Source organism: Mycobacterium sp. KBS0706 (genome assembly GCF_005938675.2).
GTDB lineage: Bacteria > Pseudomonadota > Alphaproteobacteria > DSM-16000 > Inquilinaceae > Inquilinus.
The window spans coordinates 1-16,385 of record NZ_VCCH02000010.1 but is presented as its reverse complement, the minus strand read 5'-3'; the positions used below and the strand labels follow the sequence as shown (position 1 = coordinate 16,385).

General features: G+C 67.8%; 13 protein-coding genes and 1 pseudogene. 10 read left to right on the top strand and 4 right to left on the bottom strand.

Going from position 1 to position 16,385, the window contains the following annotated elements; genetic code table 11:
- The first annotated feature begins 36 nt into the window (after window positions 1–36).
- From FFK22_RS07355 to FFK22_RS07340, 4 genes are all read left to right on the top strand, one after another.
- Complete coding sequence (locus FFK22_RS07355; RefSeq protein WP_186002355.1) at window positions 37–1,563, top strand: MFS transporter; 1,527 nt, start codon at window positions 37–39, stop codon at window positions 1,561–1,563.
- A gap of 75 nt (window positions 1,564–1,638) precedes the next feature.
- The gene (locus FFK22_RS07350) at window positions 1,639–2,460 is read left to right on the top strand and encodes an alpha/beta fold hydrolase (protein WP_138888133.1); all 822 of its coding nucleotides are present in this window, start codon (window positions 1,639–1,641) and stop codon (window positions 2,458–2,460) included.
- A gap of 88 nt (window positions 2,461–2,548) precedes the next feature.
- Window positions 2,549–3,409 carry an alpha/beta fold hydrolase gene (locus tag FFK22_RS07345; RefSeq protein ID WP_138888132.1) on the top strand — a complete coding sequence of 287 codons (861 nt, stop codon included), beginning with the start codon at window positions 2,549–2,551 and terminating at the stop codon, window positions 3,407–3,409.
- Window positions 3,410–3,572: 163 nt separating this feature from the next.
- The gene (locus FFK22_RS07340) at window positions 3,573–5,060 is read left to right on the top strand and encodes a cyclic nucleotide-binding domain-containing protein (RefSeq protein ID WP_221938453.1); all 1,488 of its coding nucleotides are present in this window, start codon (window positions 3,573–3,575) and stop codon (window positions 5,058–5,060) included.
- 236 nt (window positions 5,061–5,296) lie between these two features.
- Here the strand turns inward: FFK22_RS07340 and FFK22_RS07335 are convergent.
- The 3 genes and pseudogenes from FFK22_RS07335 to FFK22_RS07325 all read right to left on the bottom strand — a co-directional run.
- Window positions 5,297–6,121 (bottom strand): annotated as a pseudogene (locus tag FFK22_RS07335) (LLM class flavin-dependent oxidoreductase); the annotation flags it as partial.
- A 650-nt stretch (window positions 6,122–6,771) separates the two neighbouring features.
- Window positions 6,772–8,109, bottom strand: coding sequence for an aspartate aminotransferase family protein (locus FFK22_RS07330; RefSeq protein ID WP_138888129.1), 1,338 nt, complete (start codon window positions 8,107–8,109; stop codon window positions 6,772–6,774).
- A 14-nt stretch (window positions 8,110–8,123) separates the two neighbouring features.
- Window positions 8,124–8,987: a MurR/RpiR family transcriptional regulator gene (locus FFK22_RS07325; protein ID WP_138888128.1), complete on the bottom strand. Its 864-nt coding sequence runs from the start codon at window positions 8,985–8,987 to the stop codon at window positions 8,124–8,126.
- Between the two features lie 109 nt (window positions 8,988–9,096).
- Here FFK22_RS07325 and FFK22_RS07320 point away from each other — a divergent pair, with 109 nt between their 5' ends.
- The 5 genes from FFK22_RS07320 to FFK22_RS07300 all read left to right on the top strand — a co-directional run bounded on the left by FFK22_RS07320 (window position 9,097) and on the right by FFK22_RS07300 (window position 13,787).
- On the top strand, window positions 9,097–10,320 hold the full coding sequence (locus FFK22_RS07320; RefSeq protein ID WP_186002354.1) for an ABC transporter substrate-binding protein: 1,224 nt from the start codon (window positions 9,097–9,099) through the stop codon (window positions 10,318–10,320).
- A 79-nt stretch (window positions 10,321–10,399) separates the two neighbouring features.
- Window positions 10,400–11,299 (top strand): branched-chain amino acid ABC transporter permease, encoded by a 900-nt coding sequence (locus FFK22_RS07315; protein ID WP_138888126.1) that lies wholly within the window; start codon window positions 10,400–10,402, stop codon window positions 11,297–11,299.
- Between the two features lie 10 nt (window positions 11,300–11,309).
- Window positions 11,310–12,278, top strand: coding sequence for a branched-chain amino acid ABC transporter permease (locus FFK22_RS07310; protein WP_138888125.1), 969 nt, complete (start codon window positions 11,310–11,312; stop codon window positions 12,276–12,278).
- Entirely contained in the window at window positions 12,271–13,011 is a 741-nt protein-coding gene (locus FFK22_RS07305) for an ABC transporter ATP-binding protein (protein ID WP_138888234.1), read from the top strand. The genes FFK22_RS07310 and FFK22_RS07305 overlap by 8 nt, the downstream gene beginning before the upstream one ends.
- 8 nt (window positions 13,012–13,019) lie before the next feature.
- Window positions 13,020–13,787, top strand: a complete 768-nt coding sequence (locus tag FFK22_RS07300) for an ABC transporter ATP-binding protein (protein WP_186002353.1) — start codon at window positions 13,020–13,022, stop codon at window positions 13,785–13,787.
- 19 nt (window positions 13,788–13,806) lie between these two features.
- Here FFK22_RS07300 and FFK22_RS07295 read toward each other — a convergent pair whose 3' ends face one another.
- Window positions 13,807–15,222 (bottom strand): amidase, encoded by a 1,416-nt coding sequence (locus tag FFK22_RS07295; protein WP_186002352.1) that lies wholly within the window; start codon window positions 15,220–15,222, stop codon window positions 13,807–13,809.
- A 69-nt stretch (window positions 15,223–15,291) separates the two neighbouring features.
- Between FFK22_RS07295 and FFK22_RS07290 the strand changes: the two genes are divergently transcribed.
- Window positions 15,292–16,125, top strand: a complete 834-nt coding sequence (locus FFK22_RS07290) for a 3-keto-5-aminohexanoate cleavage protein (protein ID WP_138888122.1) — start codon at window positions 15,292–15,294, stop codon at window positions 16,123–16,125.
- Window positions 16,126–16,385 lie beyond the last annotated feature (260 nt).

Sequence of the window (16,385 nt, the reverse complement as noted above, 5' to 3'; positions counted from 1 at the left end):
GTGCCCTGGAGGCACTATGTCGGCCTCATCGGTGTCATGCTGGGCTCGATGATGGCGACGCTCGGCACGCGCGTCACCACCTTCGGCCTCGCCGATCTTCGCGGCAGCCTGGGGGCCGGGTTCGACGAGGGCGCCTGGATCACGACGGCGCTGGGGTTGGGACAGTTGATCTCGGGCATCTCCTGCCCGTATCTCGCCTCCATCGCCGGCGGACGCCGGATCCTGTTGTCAGGCATTCTCGTCTTCTTCGTCGCCAGCCTGCTCGGGCCGTTCTCTCCCGATCTGGACGGCTACCTCGCCGCCCAGTTCCTCGCCGGCCTCGGCTCGGGGACGTTCATTCCCCTGACCCTGATCTTCATCCTGCGGCACCTGCCCAAGCCGATGCTGATCTACGGCATCGCCATCTATGGGATGAATCTCGAGTTCTCGCAGAACATCGCGGCGTCGCTGGAGGGGTTCTATCTCGACACCCTGTCCTGGCACTGGCTCTCCTGGCAGTACTGTCTCGGGCTTCCACTGATGTTCCTGTGCGTCTGGCTCGGCATGCCGGCGGACCCGCCCAATGCTCCAGAGCTGAAGCGGATCGACGGTACGGGCTTGGCCTATGCCTGGCTGGGCCTCGGCGCCTGCTACGTCGCGCTCGACCAGGGCAACCGGCTGGATTGGACCCGCAGCGGAACCATCGTGGGCCTCCTGGCCGTCGGAGGCCTTGCCTTCGCCGCCTTCGTCGCCCGGGAGCTGAAGACACCCTACCCAGCTCTGAATCTAAGGGTTCTCGCCGCGCCCGGGCTTCTCGTCCTGTTCATGCTGCTGGCCGGGCTACGCTTCATCATCCTGTCCACGGCCTATGTGATTCCCACCTATCTGCAGACACTGCAGAACTACCGCGCCCTTGAGATCGGCGCGGTGCTGATCTGGATCGCCGCGCCGCAGATCATCCTGGTGCTGCCGCTGGCCCTCCTGCTGCAGCGGATCGATCCGAAATGGACGTTGGGCGCCGGGGCGGCCCTGGTCGCCGCGGCATGCGTAATGGCGACGGGGCTGACAGGTGTCTGGGCGACGGCGGACTTCCTACCCTCCCAAGTCATGCAGGCGGTCGGCCAATCCCTCGCACTGACGAGCCTGGTGACGCTGGTTGCGAGGACCATCAAGCCGGAACAGGCCGTCACCATCGGCGCCTTCATGCAGACGAGCCGGCTGCTCGGCGGCGAGGCTGGCATCGCCTTCATGCAGACCTTCCTCAGGCAGCGCGAGCAGCTCCATTCCAATCTGCTGGGCCTTCATGTCCAGGGCCAGTCGGGGGACACAGCCAGCCGGATCGCTGCCTACGGCCATGCGCTCGCGGGTGAACTCGCGAGCGGTTCGGCAGCCGCGGCCGCCGACATCAAACTGCTCGCGAGCGCTGTCTCCCAGCAGGCCTATGTCCTCGCCTTCATCGACGCCTTCCGGGCGGCCGCTATCGTCGCCCTGTTCTGCTGGCTCCTGGCAGTGCTCGTTCCGAAGGGCCCGCAGATCGCCGCCGTCCCCGCCCGAGCCGCGAGCCCGTCGGCCAGAGTTTCATGACGGTCGACCGCGACCGTTCCTCGATCGCCGGCGGCCGACGGCCGCCCGTGAACTCAAGACAGAGAGAGATCAAGCATGAGCATCCTAGTGACACGCGACGGCACCGAACTCTACTACAAGGACTGGGGGCGGGGTCAGCCGGTCCTGTTCAGCCATGGCTGGCCGCTCAGCGCCGATATGTGGGAATACCAGATGCTGCATCTGGCACGGCACGGTTATCGGGCCGTGGCGTTCGACCGCCGGGGCTTCGGCCGGTCTAGCCAGCCCTGGGAGGGCTACGACTACGATACCTTCGCCGGCGACATCGCCCAGCTGATCGAGCATCTGGACCTGAAGGACGTCGTCCTGGTCGGCTTCTCCATGGGCGGCGGCGACGTCGTGCGCTACCTCACCCGCCACGGAAGCGACCGGGTGGCGAAGCTGGTGCTGATCAGCGCGGTCACGCCCCTGTTCATCAAGACCGGCGACCATACCGACGGCATCCCGGCGGAAGTGTTCGAAGGCATCCGCACCGGCATTGCTCATGATCGGCCGCAATTCCTCGACGACTTCAACACCATCTTCTACGGCACCAACCGGCCGGGGAGCACAGTGTCGAAGGGCATCCTGACCCAGACGCTGCAGATCGCGTTGCAGGCCTCGATCAAGGCGACGGTCGACTGCGTCACGGCGTTTTCCGAGACGGATTTCCGGCAGGAGATGGCCGAGATCGATGTCCCCACGCTGATCATCCACGGCGACGACGACCAGACGGTGCCGATCGGCCCCACCGCGAAGCTAGCCGCCAGCATCGTCCCCGGCGCGCAGCTCAAGGTCTATCCCGGAGCACCGCATGCGACCTGCACCACCCACAAGGACCAGGTGAACGCCGACCTGTTGGCGTTTATCCGCGGCTAGGCCGGACGCCTGGGCGACCCGGCGCCTCCACTCTCGACGCTGTCCGCCCTCGGGCGGACAGCGACCATCCTTTACGGAGCACCAGCCGATGACCCAGAAAAGCTACACCGTCCAGGCCAACGGCATCCGCCAGTTCGTCATCAAGGCCGGCGACGGCCCGCCGGTGATCCTGCTGCACGGATTTCCCGAGACCAATTTCGCTTGGCGGTTCCAGATCCCGGTTCTGGCCGAGCGCTATCGCGTCATCGCGCCCGATCTGCGCGGCTACGGCGAAACGGACAAGCCGGCCACAGGCTACGACAAGCGCAACATGGCCAGGGACATCCGCGAGCTGATGCGCGTCCTGGACCTGCCGAAGGTCGCGCTCGTCGGCCACGACCGCGGCGCGCGTGTGGCGACCCGCTTCGCCAAGGACTATCCCGACCTGCTGGAGCGTCTGGTCGTGATCGACAACGTGCCCACCCGCATCGTGGCACGCGACATCAATGCTGGCATCGCCAAGGCCTATTGGTTCTTCCTGTTCCACTTGGTGCCCGACCTGCCCGAGGCGCTGATCGCCGGGCGCGAGCACATCTGGCTGAGGCATTTCTTCTCCGACTGGACCTATGACCCGTCGGCGATCTCCGGCGAGGCGTTCGACACCTATGTCCGAGCCTACCGGGCGCCCGGCGCGGTTCGAGGGGCGATGGCCGACTACCGGGCCAATGCCGAAGACATCGCCCAGGATCAGGCCGATGCCGAGGTGAAGATCTCCTGCCCGGTGATGTCGTTGTGGGGGGCCGATTTCCACGCCGTCGGCAAGCTGTTCGACATGGCCGAGGTCTGGGCGGAGTTCGCCGACGACCTGGTCACCTACCCCGTTTCCCGGTGCGGCCACCTGCCCCCGGAAGAGCGGCCGGATGTGGTCAACCAACTGCTCCTCGATTTCCTTGAGAGCTGGCGCGGCTGACCGCCCGCGGCCTCCACATGCAAGGACAGGCAGTGTCTTCCCGGCATCGATGCGTGGCGCTCACGATAGCTCGTGAAGGCTCCACTCTCTCCCCCGACATCCGCGGCGCAACCGCCCCGCTTCCCTGGCCAGTCCGATGCTAAGCGCCGACGACATCCTTGGCATGGCCGGCGACACGCTCGTCCAGACCGGTGTGCTCGCCGTCATCGGCGCCGTGGTTACGCGCGTCGTGCTGCGTCACCACCCGACCCGTCGGCTGATTGGCCAGCTCGCCTTCTTCGCGGCGCTCACCGCCCTGCTGCTATACCACGGCATCGTGCCCTATCAGCCTGATCCAGCGACCGCATCCAACCTGCAGCGCTTCTTCGTCGGCTTGGCCAAGGTGGTCTGGTGGATCAATGCGGCCTGGTCCATCATCGGTATCGTCCGCGTCTTCCTGATCCTCGAACATCAGCCCCGCGAAGGACGGCTGTTGCAGGATCTCGTCGGCGGTGTCGTCTATGTCAGCACGTTTCTCTCGGTCGTCGCCTATGTTTTCGATGCACCGGTCGGGACGCTAATCGCCACATCGGGCGTCTTCGCGATCATCCTCGGCCTGGCGCTGCAGAGCACCCTGAGCGACGTGTTCTCGGGCATAGCACTCAACCTCGGCCGACCTTACTCCATCGGCGACTGGCTCGTGCTCGGCAACGGGATCGAGGGCCGGGTGGTGGAGACTAACTGGCGCGCGACGCATCTCCTCAGCGGCACGAACGATCTTGTTATCGTCCCGAACGCCGACCTGGCGAAGGCGCGGCTGTCCAATCTGAGCAGTCCCGAACGAAGCCACGGCGTGACGCTGACGGTCCGGTTCCAGCCGACAACAGCGCCGGCCGCGATGGTCGAGGTGATGCGCTCGGTGCTGCTGAGCAGCAACTCGATCCTCTCCATCCCCGAACCAACGGCAGTGGTGACCTCGCTGGACGCCAACGCTGTCGCGCTCGATCTGTCCTTCCGAGTGGCGGAGATCGCGGCGACAGCGCAGGCGAAGAGTGAGATTTTCGACCTGATCTACCGCCAAGCAAAGGCGGCCGGCCTGGTCCTGTCTCTGCCGCCCAACGCCCTCGGCGCCGTGTCGGTCGCAGCGGGGGCAGAGGATGTACCCATCCATCACCGCAGCACGCCGCTGCGCCTTCTCGACGCCATCACCCTGTTCGATTCTCTGACCGAGGACGAGAAGGAAGCCCTGGCCTCGACCATGACCCGCCGCACCTTCCGCAGCGGCGAGACCATGGTCGAACAGGGAACGGTGCTCACGTCACTGATGATCGTCCGCAACGGCGTCGCCACCGTGACCCGGCTGGAGCATGGCAACGGGACGGAGCTGCGACGGCTCGCACCCGGCGACTTCTTCGGCGAACGCGGCCTGCTGACCGGCGAAGGCGAGCCCGGGACCATCCAGGCCCTGACGCTCGTCGTCGTCTACGAGATCACGCAGGAGGGCCTGGCGCCGCTGTTGCGGGACCGCCCCGCGATCACCGAGGATCTCGGCTCCCTGCTGGCCCGTCGGACCGCCAGGGACCGGTACCGCCTCGAGCAGGGCGATGGATCCCCCGCCATTACGTCGGCTCCCGGCCTGGCCGCTCGGATCCGGCGCCTGTTCGATCTCTGAGCCGCCTACTCGGATCTCACTCTGCATCCGGTATGGGATCTGCCTCGGCCTATGGACTTCCAGGATAGGCCGCCTGCAGGAGCTGAAACCCCGTCGTCGATCAGCCCCTGCAGCCCCAGTCTGCCGGCCGACGCGAACCCAGGTCGGAGCACGATACATCGCTGCTTGTGCAAGCTCGCGATCGTGGCGCAGATGAATTGCGGGGCCGCACGACCGCCGAGTCGAGACCGCTCGCATCAGCGGAACGCCGGCAGAACCTCGCGTGCAATGCATTCAAGCCTCTGTTGAGCCTGTGCGCCCGTGGGTTGCAGATTGAGAAGGACATGGTGCACCCCAGCCTCGCGCATCTCTCGGAGGACTTGCACCAGCGAATGCGTCCCTGTGCGATAGCCCAGATAGACAGGTTCGGCTGGGGCCGAAGGATCGTCTAGAAGCTCGATGCGGACGGCCACGCTGAAACTGCGGAACTGGTCTGGCGACGTACGGTCGACCGCTCGCCGCCACATCGCATGACGATCGCGCTGAACGTCCGGCGGTCTTTGATAGGTCGCCCACCCTGAGGCGTTGCGGGCGATCCATTCCAATGTCTGTCCGCCCGATCCGATCGCGAGCATCGGTATCTCGGTCAAGGCCGTTGGCCGAAGCTCGAAGCTGACGGCGGGGTCCGGGGATTGGCGGAGGATTCGCGGCGGCCGTTCCAACGCCGCGGCCAGTTCGGTCCAATGCTCGCGGAAGAGCGCTTTGTGATCCTTGGTATCTGCGCCGAACGCCGCAAACTCCTCCGGCCGATCCCCGGATCCCAATCCCAGCAAGAAGCGACCTTGGGCAAGTCGATCGAGAGAGGTGGCGGCCTTCGCGATGTGAAGCGGATGACGCAGCGTCAGCACGGTCGCGGCTGTGCCGATCGCTATGCGCGAGGTCGCCATCACAATCGCGCCCAGCATGACGAAGGGATCCGGATGGCCGAAATGCTCCGGATACCAGGAGCCGTTCAGCGGCACATCGCGCACCCAGACTGCCCCAAATCCCAACTCGTCGGCCATCGCCGCCAGTTCGGCCTGCTGACCAAGGGCCCCATGCGATCGATCTCAACTGGCTTCGGGCCCTGATCGCCGAACAGCCCGGCAACCAGCCCGCCGCGCCGGACGACGACGACCGCGACCCCGAGCCAGAGCCCGACGCCACGGCCCTGCCGGCCTGCCCCTGCTGCGGCGGACGCATGCGCATCATGAAGGCCACTGTGCCGACACGCCCGAGCCTGCCACGCCGTCGTCCTTCGGCCACGGCTCCAGCCCGGCTGCGCCTCTCACCGCCGAACGCCACCCAATCCGTCGCTCTCTCGCCGCCACGTCGGGCTCAGTTCGCGCCGCGACCGCTCCGGACACCTCCCGTCGGCGCCGGCGCACGCCGTCATCGACCGATCGCCGCCCCCTCGGCACCAGGCGAAACACGAAATCCCCATAACCTCGTCTCAGCCGGCCGCCACCCCTCGCGCTGACCGCGGCTTCCTCCTCTGAAGGCCTTCGGACGCCGGCCCCGCTCCCGGCCCAACCCACTGCGCCAGGGCCGGCATCCGAAGCCCTAAACAAAAGCTGCCCTAGGGTCGGCGCCCCGACACCGGACATCACTCGGATCGCCATTCCGCGGCCATTTCCCACTATGCCCGCCGAGTTGGCGCGCCTCCATTCCGGACATTGCCGCCGGTGATCGCTCATCTCGCAGGCATCCTGGAAATGGCCGTATCCACGGCATTGCCGAGCCGTTCCACGATCTCGTCGATGTCATCGGCGGCCGAGACAAAGGGCGGCGCGATGAGCACGTGGTCGCCGCGCCGGCCGTCGATCGTCCCGCCCATTGGATAGACCATCAGGCCACTCGCCATCGCCGCCTGCTTGATCCGCGCATGGAGCTTCAGCCCGGGATCGAACGGCTCCCTGGTGCCGCGATCGGCGACGAGCTCGATCGCCTGGAACAGGCCGCGGCCGCGGACGTCGCCGACATGGTGGTGGTTGCCGAAGCGCTCGCTCAGGCGCCGGGCCAGATGCCCGCCCATCTGCGTGACATTCGCCAGCAGGTTGTCGCGGCGGATGACCTCCTGCACGGCCAGGCCGGCCGCGGCCGCCATCGGATGGCCCATATAGGTGTGGCCGTGCTGGAAGAAGCCCGAGCCGTTCGCGAAGGCATCGAAGATCCGGTCTGACAGAAGTACCGCCCCGATGGGCTGGTACCCGCCGCCAAGCCCCTTGGCGATCACCATCAGGTCCGGGGAGACGCCGTCCTGCTCGCAGGCATGTAGCGTGCCCGTGCGGCCCATGCCGCACATCACCTCGTCGAGGATGAGAAGCACGCCGTAGCGGTCGCAGATGGCACGGATGCGCTTCAGATAGTCCGCGACCGGCGGCACGGCACCGGCCGTGGCCCCCACCACCGTCTCCGCGACGAAGGCGATGACCTCATCTCCGCCGAGCTCCAGGATCTTGTCTTCCAGCGCCTGCGCGGCCCTCGCCGCATAGTCGGCATCCATTTCCCCGGGCTGCTGGAAGCGATAGGCGAAGCATGGATCGATGTGGTGCGTTTCGATCAGCAGCGGCCTGAACTGGCTGCGCCGCCATTCGTTGCCGCCGGCGGCAAGCGCGCCGAGCGTGTTGCCGTGATAGCTCTGCCGGCGCGCGATGACATGGCGGCGCTGCGGCTCGCCTTTCTCGACGAAGTATTGCCGCGCCATCTTCAGCGCGGCCTCGACGGCCTCCGAGCCGCCGCTGACGAGATAGACATGGCCGATGCCCGCGGGGGCGTCGGCGACCAGCCGATCGGCCAGTTGCTCGGCCACCTCGGTCGTGAAGAAGCCCGTATGGGCGTAGGCGAGCTTGTCGAGCTGTGCGTGCAGCGCGGCGATCACGTCCGGATGCCCATGGCCGAGGCAGGAGACGGCAGCGCCGCCGGACGCGTCGATATAGCGGCGGCCCTCGCTGTCGAGGAGTTCGATGCCCTTGCCGCCGACGGCGACGGGAAGCTTGCCCTTGATGGATCGGTGCAGAATGCGGGTCATGGCATCGGCCGAGCCTAGATGTGGGTGGAAAGGGCCTTGAATTGGCGTTCCATCGCCCGCACGGCGGCAAGGGCCTCGTCGCCGGCCGTGGCCGCCAGGATGGCCGCCAGGGCCTCGGCAACCGCGAAGGCCGGCGCCATCGTGTGGAAGAAGGATGGGCTTTCGGTCGGAACGATGACGGCAGCTCGCGCCCGGGTCACCAGCGGCGACACCACGCTGTCCGTGATCGCGACGATGTCGAGCCCGCGCGCCAGTGCGTAATCCGCGAGCTCGACCGCCGCGCGGGTGTAGGGCTTCACGCTGACGGCGAGCAGGGCATCGCCTTGCTTCGCCTCCCGCAGTGCGTCCGGCCCGGTCCCGCCCGGGCCGTCGAGCAGGCGGACCGCGCCGCCGGCAAGCCCGTACACATAGGCGAAATGGCAGGCCACCGTGTAGCTGGAGCGGTAGCCGAGCGCGTGGATGCGTCCGGCCGCGGCGAGCACCGTGGCAGCCTTAGTTACATCCTCGAGCGCTGCCGGCCGGCAGAGTGCCGCGAGGTGACGCTCCAGCGTTTCCATCAGGTCGAAGGCCAGGGCGCCGTCGCCGCCCTGCCGGCGGCGTTCGACGAGGGCGCCCGCCTTGTCGGAGAATTCCGTCTCCCCCCGCCGCAGGCTCTCGGCGTGAAGAGCGCGCAGATCATCATAGCCGTCGAGCCCCATGCGCTGCGCCAGCCGCGTCATCGAGGCGGGCGTCACGCCGGCCCGGCGTGCCTGCTCACGCATCGTCAGCAACGCCACGTCGCGCGGATTGTCGAGCACCCATTGCGCGGCAGCGCGCAGTTGGCGCGGCATCGCCTGATAGGCTTCCAGGAGGCGCGAACGGAAGGCCGGTTCGGACATGGACCGGAATTTACGCCCGCCGGCCCATAGCTGCAATGAACATTTCAAAATCAGAAAAATGAGTGTAATGTTTCATCCAATGGGCGGCCAAAAAAGCAGGGAGAGCTCGATGAACCTTCATCCGCATCTTCATCTCAGCACCGCGCTGACGCTGGCGGCGCTGGCCTTCACCGCATGGCCCGCGATGGCCGAAGACCCGATCGCCATCGGCTGGGTCGGTCCGCTGTCCCCACCCGGCAACTATTCCGGCGGCCAGGAAATGCAATGGGCCGTCCAGCTCGAGGTCGACCAGATCAACAAGGCCGGCGGCGTGCTTGGCCGGCAGATCGCGGTCACCTACGAGGACACCAAGGGCCAGCCGGCGGAGGGCAGTGCCGCCGCCGTGCGCCTGATCACCAAGGACAACGTCTCGGCGATCATCGGCGAGTTCCACTCCTCGGTCGCCCTCGCCGAGATCGAAGAGGCGCACAAATACGGCGTGCCCTGGGTCGGCACGGATGTCTGGGCCGACGCCATCACCGCCAAGCAGTATCCGGAGGTGTTCCGCCTCGCGCCCGCCAACTCGCTGGTCTATGTCAAGGCGGCCGACTGGACGGTCGAGCAGGGCTACAAGAACATCGCCATCGTCGCCGAGAACACCGATTTCGGGCAGGGCGGAGCCCAGGTCATCGCCGATGAGCTGAAGGCCAAGAACGTCCCTTACACGATGGCCACGGTCGACCTGAACCAGCAGGACTTCACCCCGGCGCTGCTGCGCCTGATGAGCCAGAGCCCGCGGCCCGACGCCATTCAGATGGTGATCGCCGGCCAGGCGCAGTACCAGCTGGTCAAGCAGGCGTGCCAGCTTGGCCTCGCCCCGACCGCCGAGACGGCCCTGATCGGGTCGTCCGGCCTGCTGCAGAAGGAGGTGTGGGAGGTTGTCGGCCCCTGCGCCAAGAACCTGCTGATCGTCAATGTCGCGCAGCCGAAGTCGCAGTGGAACGACAAGGCGAAGGAGTTCGTCAAGGCGTTCACCGAGCGCTACGACCGGGCGCCCACCGGCGTCGCCCTGGAGGCCTACGACACGCTCGGCGTGGTCATCGAGGCGATCAAAAAGGCCGGCTCCGCCGACCGCGCCGCCATCGTCAAGGCGCTGGAAGAGATCAAGTACGAGGGCGTGAACGCAACCTACAGCTTCCCGACGGACAAGACGCCGGACTGGGCTTTCCACCAGTTCAAGGACGTCCCCTTCACCATCATCCAGTACACCGAGGAGAACCAGTCGCCGGAAGACGCGGCCATCGTCTATCCGAAGCAATGGGCCACCACGGACAAGATCCTCCCCGGCAAGTGATCGGAGCGGCCGGCGGCCTGGGGCTGCCGGCCCTCATTTCGCCGGATCCGTCCCATCGACCTGCGGCTGCGACCGAACCATGAGCTATTTCCTTCTCCTCGCCATCAACGGCTTGGTCATCGGCCTCATCTTCGCCCTCGTGGCGTCGGGGCTGACGCTGGTCTTCTCCGTGCTGAAGGTCGTCAATTTCGGCCACGGCTCGCTTTACATGCTGGGCGGCTACGCGTCGTACTATCTAATCTCGGCGTTGGGCCTGCCGCCGCTGGCCGGGGTGGCCGGGGCCATGATCGCCCTGTTCCTCTTCGGCGTCGTCTTCGAGCGGCTGGTCATCGCGCCGATGTACACCGACAAGGTGGAGCGCAAGGACGAATACGCCATCATCGTCACCTTCGGGCTGACCATCCTGCTGACCAATCTCGGCTTGGTGGTCTTCGGGCCGTTCGCTAAGTCGCCGCCCTCCTTCATGGCCGGCGTGCTGATCCTCGGGCCGCTGATCCTTCCTTATGAACGGCTCATCGCGGCCATCGTCGCCGTCATCCTGCTCGTCGGCCTCGCCGTCTTCCTCAAGCGCACGGCCCTGGGCCAGGCGCTCGACGCCGTCAGCCAGAGCCGGGACTCCGCCGCCGTGATCGGCATCGACCCGCGCCGCATGTACACCGTCGCCTTCGGCCTCGGCTCGGCGCTGGCCGGCGGCGCCGGCGCGCTGATCGCCCCGATCTTCGCACTATCGCCGTCGATGGGCGACCTGCCGGCGGTCCAGGCCTTCATCATCATCGTGCTCGGCGGCATGGGCTCCGTCGGCGGCAGCATCGCCGGCGGCATCCTCCTCGGCCTCGTCCAGGGGCTCGGCGTCGGCTACCTGCCCGACCCGAACCGGGCGCTGGCCTACACCCAAGCCTTCGGCGCGCTGCTTCTCGTGATCACCCTGCTCGTCCGGCCGACCGGGCTGTTCGGGCGGTCACATCTGCGGCTGGAATAGGAGGCGACCGATGCTCCGCCCCTCCGTGACGCAGGGAAGCCAGGCCCTCCTTCTCGCGATCGCCTTGCTGCTGCCGCTGCTGGCCGGCCCCTACTGGATCCATGTCGGCGCCATCGCCTGGTACTACGCGCTACTGGCCGCGAGTTGGGCCCTGCTGGCGGGATATGCCGGGCAGTTCTCCTTCGCCCATGTCGCCTTCGCCGCGCTCGGCGGCTATGCCTCGGCCCTCTGCGCCGGGCAGCTGGGATTTCCGCTTCCGCTCGCCATCCTGACCGCGATCCTGCTGGCCGCGGTGGTCGGCGCCCTGATCGGCGCCCTCGTGCTGCGGCTGTCCGGGCCCTATCTCGCCCTGTTCACCCTGGCGATCGCCGAGATCTTCCGGCTCGTGCTGGTCGCCGAGGAGGAGATCACCCGCGGCATGCTGGGCCTGCCGGTCCCCGGCCTGTTTCCGGGCCGATCGGACACGCCGTACTACTATCTCGGGCTCGGCCTGGTCGTCTTGGCTGTCGGCGCCATGAACGGCCTCCTCGCCACGCGCGTCGGGCTGTTCCTGCGCGCGATCCGCGAGGATGAAGGCGCCGCCCGCGCCAGCGGCGTCGACACGACGCGATACAAGATCCTGGTCTTCGTCGTCACCACCGTCATCGCCGCCGTGGCCGGCATCTACTACGGCCATTTCATCGGCATCCTGACCCCGAACATCGCCATCCTGCCGGAGATGGGGTTGGTCATCGCCATGGCCGTGATCGGCGGCATCGAGAGCCTGACGGGGGCGGTGATCGGCGCCGCCGTGGTCTTCCTGCTCTCGGAATCGCTGCGCTCCTATGGCGAGTGGCGTTTCGTGCTGATGGGGCTGGCGCTGATCCTGGTGCAGCGCTTCGCGCAGAACGGGCTGTTTCCGGCATTGGAGCAGTTGGGACGCCGCCGGCCGCAGCCGCGCCCGATGGCATCGGCGATGGGGGAGCCCGGCGATGGCTGAGCATGGCGCGCCCTTCTTCTCCGTCGGCGGTCTCTCCAAGCATTTCGGCGGCGTGCATGCCGTCGAGGACCTGTCCTTCGGGCTCGGGCGGGGCGAGATCGTCGGGCTGATCGGGCCGAACGGGTCCGGCAAGACGACGACCATCAACATGGTGACGGGCGCGCTCAAGCCGAATGGCGGCGCCATCCGGGTCGGGGACCACGACATGGCAGGCGCGCCGGCGCATCGCTTCGCCCAGCGCGGCGTCGCGCGGACCTTCCAGGTGCCACGGCTGTTCCGCCGCATGACGGTCATGGAGAACCTGATCGTGCCGGCGCTGTCCGACCCCGGCGAGCGGCGGGCAGCGGCGGAGGAGCGGGCGCGCGGCGTGCTCCGGTTCCTGAAGCTCGGCCACCTGGCGGACCAGTACGCACGGGCGCTGTCGGGCGGCCAGCAGAAGCTGCTGGAGCTCGGCCGCGCGCTGATGCTGAAGCCGCGGCTGCTGCTGCTCGACGAGCCCTTCGCCGGCGTCCACCCGCGCCTGCTGGAGCAGATCATTGAACACATCAAAAGCCTCAACCGCGACGGCCACACCATCGTCGTGGTCGACCACAATCTGGAGGCCATCCAGTCGGTCGTGACCCGCGTCATGGTCATGGCGCGCGGCCACAAGATCGCCGATGGCGGCGTCGCCGAAGTGCTGCGGAACCCCGATGTCGTCCGGGCCTATACCGGCACTCGGGCCCACCGATGAGCGGCCCGATGGCAGACGCTCCCACCCCGCGCTGGCACGATACGCAGGCGCTGCTGGCCTGCGAGAGCCTCGTCGCCGGCTACACGCGGGACATCGACATCCTGCGCGACATCTCCGCCAAAGCCTGGGCCGGACGCATCTCCTGTGTCGTCGGGCCGAACGGGACAGGCAAATCCACCCTGCTCAAAGCCTTGTTCGGCTTCCTGAGGCCGCGCGCCGGCCGCGTGCTGATGAATGGCGGCGAGATCACCACCAGCCCGCCCTTCCGCATGCTCGGCCTCGGCTTGGCCTATCTTCCCCAGCGGCCGAGCCTGTTTCCGTACCTCACCGTCGAATCCAACCTGAAGCTCGGCCTGTGGCACGCCCGGCCGAAGAAGGCCGTTTTGGCCGAGCGGCTGGAGCGGGCCTATGAGCGCTTCCCGGTGGTCCGCGAGAAGCGCCACCAGCCGGCGGGGCAGCTTTCGGGTGGCCAGCAGCGGCAGGTCGAGATCGCCCGCAGCCTGATGGCCGACCCGTCCGTCTATCTGATCGACGAGCCGACCGCGGGCGTGGATCCGCAGACCAGCGAGACCATCTACGAGATCGTGCGCGACCTCGCCCGCGGCCTGGGCAAGGCCGTGCTCCTGGTCGACCAGGACATCCGCGCCGCGCTCGCCATCACCGACTACGTCTATGTGGTGAAGACCGGAGCGGTCTTCTCCGAGGGCGCACGCGAGGATTTCGGCAGCGACACCGATGCGCTGGTCGCCCGCTGGCTCTACGCCAGCGGCAAATGAGGCCGGTCGATCCGGTATCCTACGGTGTCTCGAACCCTGCCGGAGGCTCGAACAGGCCGCCGCGCGCGACCTCGAGCGCGCGGCCGATCCGAAGCGCGACGGCGTCGTCGAAGCGGCGCACCACGATCTGCAGGGATGCGGGCAGGCCGCCGGCGAGACCGATCGGCACGCTCAGCGCGGCCATGTCCATCAGGTTCACCATGCGCGTGAAGGTGCCGAGCGGGGTCTTGGTCTCGTCGATCCCCTCCAGCGGCGGTGCGAAGATCGGCGCCGTCGGCGTCAGCAGCGCGTCGGCGCCGTCGAGATAGCGGTGGAGCTCGATCTGCGCCGCCCGCCGCGCTACGAGAAGCTCCTGATAGCGCGCGCCGTCGATCGTCCGGCCGCGAAGAATCCGCGCCCTGACCGCCGGATGGACAATGCTGGTCTCGGACTCGACATGCTCGCGCAGATGGTGCCAGGACTCCGCCGCCATCATGTCGCCGGTCGTGGCCATATATTCCTCAGGCCGGCGCGGCATCGCCCGCTCCTCGACCTCGACGCCGAGGGTCGCGAGCTGCTCGACCGCCGCCCGGAACAGCCGGAGCACATCGGCTTCGACCGTGCCGAGGTCCCGCTCCGACGGGACGCGCAGATGGAGGCCGGTGACGCCGTCGCCGAGATGGCGCAGTGGGTCCGGCCCCGTCACGCCGAAGGTGGCGGGGTCGTCCGGGTCCCGGCCCTGCAGGGCGGACAGCAGCAGCGCCGCATCCTCGACCGACCGGGTGAGCGGGCCGATGCTGTCGAAGGAGGTGGCGAGCGGCAGCAGTCCGCCCCGCCCGATCAAGCCGACGGAGGTCTTCAGCCCGACGACGCCGCACATGGTGGCGGGGTTGCGCACCGACCCGCCCGTGTCGGTGCCGAGCGCGGCAGGCACCAAACCCGCCGCCACCGCCACCCCCGAACCGCTGGAGGAGCCGCCGGGGGCGCGCGGGACGGCGCGGTCGCGCGGGTTCAGCGGCGTCCCCAGCACCGGGTTCGTACCCCAGCCGCCGAAGGCGAATTCGACGGTATGCGCCTTGCCGAGCGGGATCATCCCCGCCGCGCACAGGCGCCGCACGGCATTGGCGGTTGTCGCGGCGGGAGTCGCGGCGAGGGCCTTCGATCCGGCCGATGTGAGATGGCCCTCGATGTGGAAGAGGTCCTTCACCGCGAAGGGAATGCCGTCGAGGGGACCGAGTGGGGCGCCCCTGGCCCTGCGGTCATCGGCGGCGCCGGCGGCGGCGAGCGCGGCCTCGCCGAAGATCTCCACGAAGGCGTGCAGGGCCGGCTCATGCGCGGCCGCCCGGTCGAGCGCGCGCCGGATGATGGCGGCCGATGTCGTGCCGCCCTGCCGAAGCGCCGCAGACAGTTCGGCCGCGGTGGCGAATGGCGATGGTTTCTCTTCCGCTTCGGTCATGATGTCCGGGTCTCCCTTTGCAGGAACCATAGGCTGGGCGTACTCCGGAGACCAAGATCGAGGTGACGCATGCCCCCAGACCCTCTGCTCATCATGGTCGCGCCGAACGGTGCGCGCCGCACCAAGGCGGATCATCCGGCGCTGCCGATGACGGCCGCGGAGCTGGCGGACACCGCCGCGGCCTGCCTCGCCGCCGGCGCCGCCGCCATGCACGTCCATGTGCGCGACGAGGCCGGCGCGCATGTGCTCGACGCGGGCCGCTATGCGGAGGCGATCGCGGCGATCCGGGACCGCACGGACGGCCAGATGCTGGTCCAGGTCACCACGGAAGCGGTCGGCCGCTATTCGCCTTCGGAGCAGATAGATCTGGTGCGCAGGCTGCACCCGGCCGCCGTCTCCGTGGCGCTGCGTGAGATTCTCGGCGCCGGGGAAACGGCAGCATCCGCCTTCTTCTCCTGGGCCGCCGGCGAAGGCATCTCCGTCCAGCACATCCTCTACGACGGGGCCGATCTCGATAGATTCGCCGAGCGGCATCATCGGGGAGACCTCGGGGACATCGCGCGGCCGCAGCTCCTGTTTGTCCTCGGCCGTTATGCACCGGACCAGGAGAGCCGGCCGGAGGACCTCGATGTCTTCCTCCACGGCCTCGAGCGCCATGGGCTGAGTGCCAGCGCCGTGTGGTCGGTCTGCGCTTTCGGCCGCGGCGAAACCTCCGCTTTGGCTGCAGCGCTTGCACTCGGCGGCCACGTCCGCGTGGGATTCGAGAACTCCCTATGGAACGCGGACGGCCAGATCGCACGCGACAATGCCGACCGTGTTGCAGCTATCGCCGCCGTCGCCAGGACGACGGGCCGACCGCTCGCATCAGCGCGTCAAGCCCGTGCAACTCTCGGGATCTCATGATGTTGTCGAATCTCGCCCCGGTTGGGGCAGTAGGTTCAAATGCCAGCGTCGACCACATCGTTATCGGAGGCAATATGCTGCGAGCCGATAGAGGGTCCCTTCCGACCGGCTGCGCTGCGCCAGCGGACTAAGCCGCTCCGCGGCATGGGTTTGCTGCGCGGGCGGAGAGTTGAGCCGGCCTGGGCGGTGATCGCGGGTCCTGTCTGAATCAGGGGTCCATCCCCTGCAGACAGGAGGCTTCCGTGATCTCTGCACCCGTC

What these genes read in the sequence shown, in the direction of transcription:
- FFK22_RS07345 (WP_138888132.1), top strand. Translation starts at nt 2,549, where the DNA reads ATGACCCAGAAAAGCTACACCGTCCAGGCCAACGGCATCCGCCAGTTC.
- FFK22_RS07290 (WP_138888122.1), top strand. Translation starts at nt 15,292, where the DNA reads ATGCCCCCAGACCCTCTGCTCATCATGGTCGCGCCGAACGGTGCGCGC.
- FFK22_RS07315 (WP_138888126.1), top strand. Translation starts at nt 10,400, where the DNA reads ATGAGCTATTTCCTTCTCCTCGCCATCAACGGCTTGGTCATCGGCCTC.
- FFK22_RS07300 (WP_186002353.1), top strand. Translation starts at nt 13,020, where the DNA reads ATGGCAGACGCTCCCACCCCGCGCTGGCACGATACGCAGGCGCTGCTG.
- FFK22_RS07305 (WP_138888234.1), top strand. Translation starts at nt 12,271, where the DNA reads ATGGCTGAGCATGGCGCGCCCTTCTTCTCCGTCGGCGGTCTCTCCAAG.
- FFK22_RS07355 (WP_186002355.1), top strand. Translation starts at nt 37, where the DNA reads ATGCTGGGCTCGATGATGGCGACGCTCGGCACGCGCGTCACCACCTTC.
- FFK22_RS07350 (WP_138888133.1), top strand. Translation starts at nt 1,639, where the DNA reads ATGAGCATCCTAGTGACACGCGACGGCACCGAACTCTACTACAAGGAC.
- FFK22_RS07295 (WP_186002352.1), bottom strand. Translation starts at nt 15,222, where the DNA reads ATGACCGAAGCGGAAGAGAAACCATCGCCATTCGCCACCGCGGCCGAA.
- FFK22_RS07330 (WP_138888129.1), bottom strand. Translation starts at nt 8,109, where the DNA reads ATGACCCGCATTCTGCACCGATCCATCAAGGGCAAGCTTCCCGTCGCC.
- FFK22_RS07320 (WP_186002354.1), top strand. Translation starts at nt 9,097, where the DNA reads ATGAACCTTCATCCGCATCTTCATCTCAGCACCGCGCTGACGCTGGCG.
- FFK22_RS07340 (WP_221938453.1), top strand. Translation starts at nt 3,573, where the DNA reads ATGGCCGGCGACACGCTCGTCCAGACCGGTGTGCTCGCCGTCATCGGC.
- FFK22_RS07310 (WP_138888125.1), top strand. Translation starts at nt 11,310, where the DNA reads ATGCTCCGCCCCTCCGTGACGCAGGGAAGCCAGGCCCTCCTTCTCGCG.
- FFK22_RS07325 (WP_138888128.1), bottom strand. Translation starts at nt 8,987, where the DNA reads ATGTCCGAACCGGCCTTCCGTTCGCGCCTCCTGGAAGCCTATCAGGCG.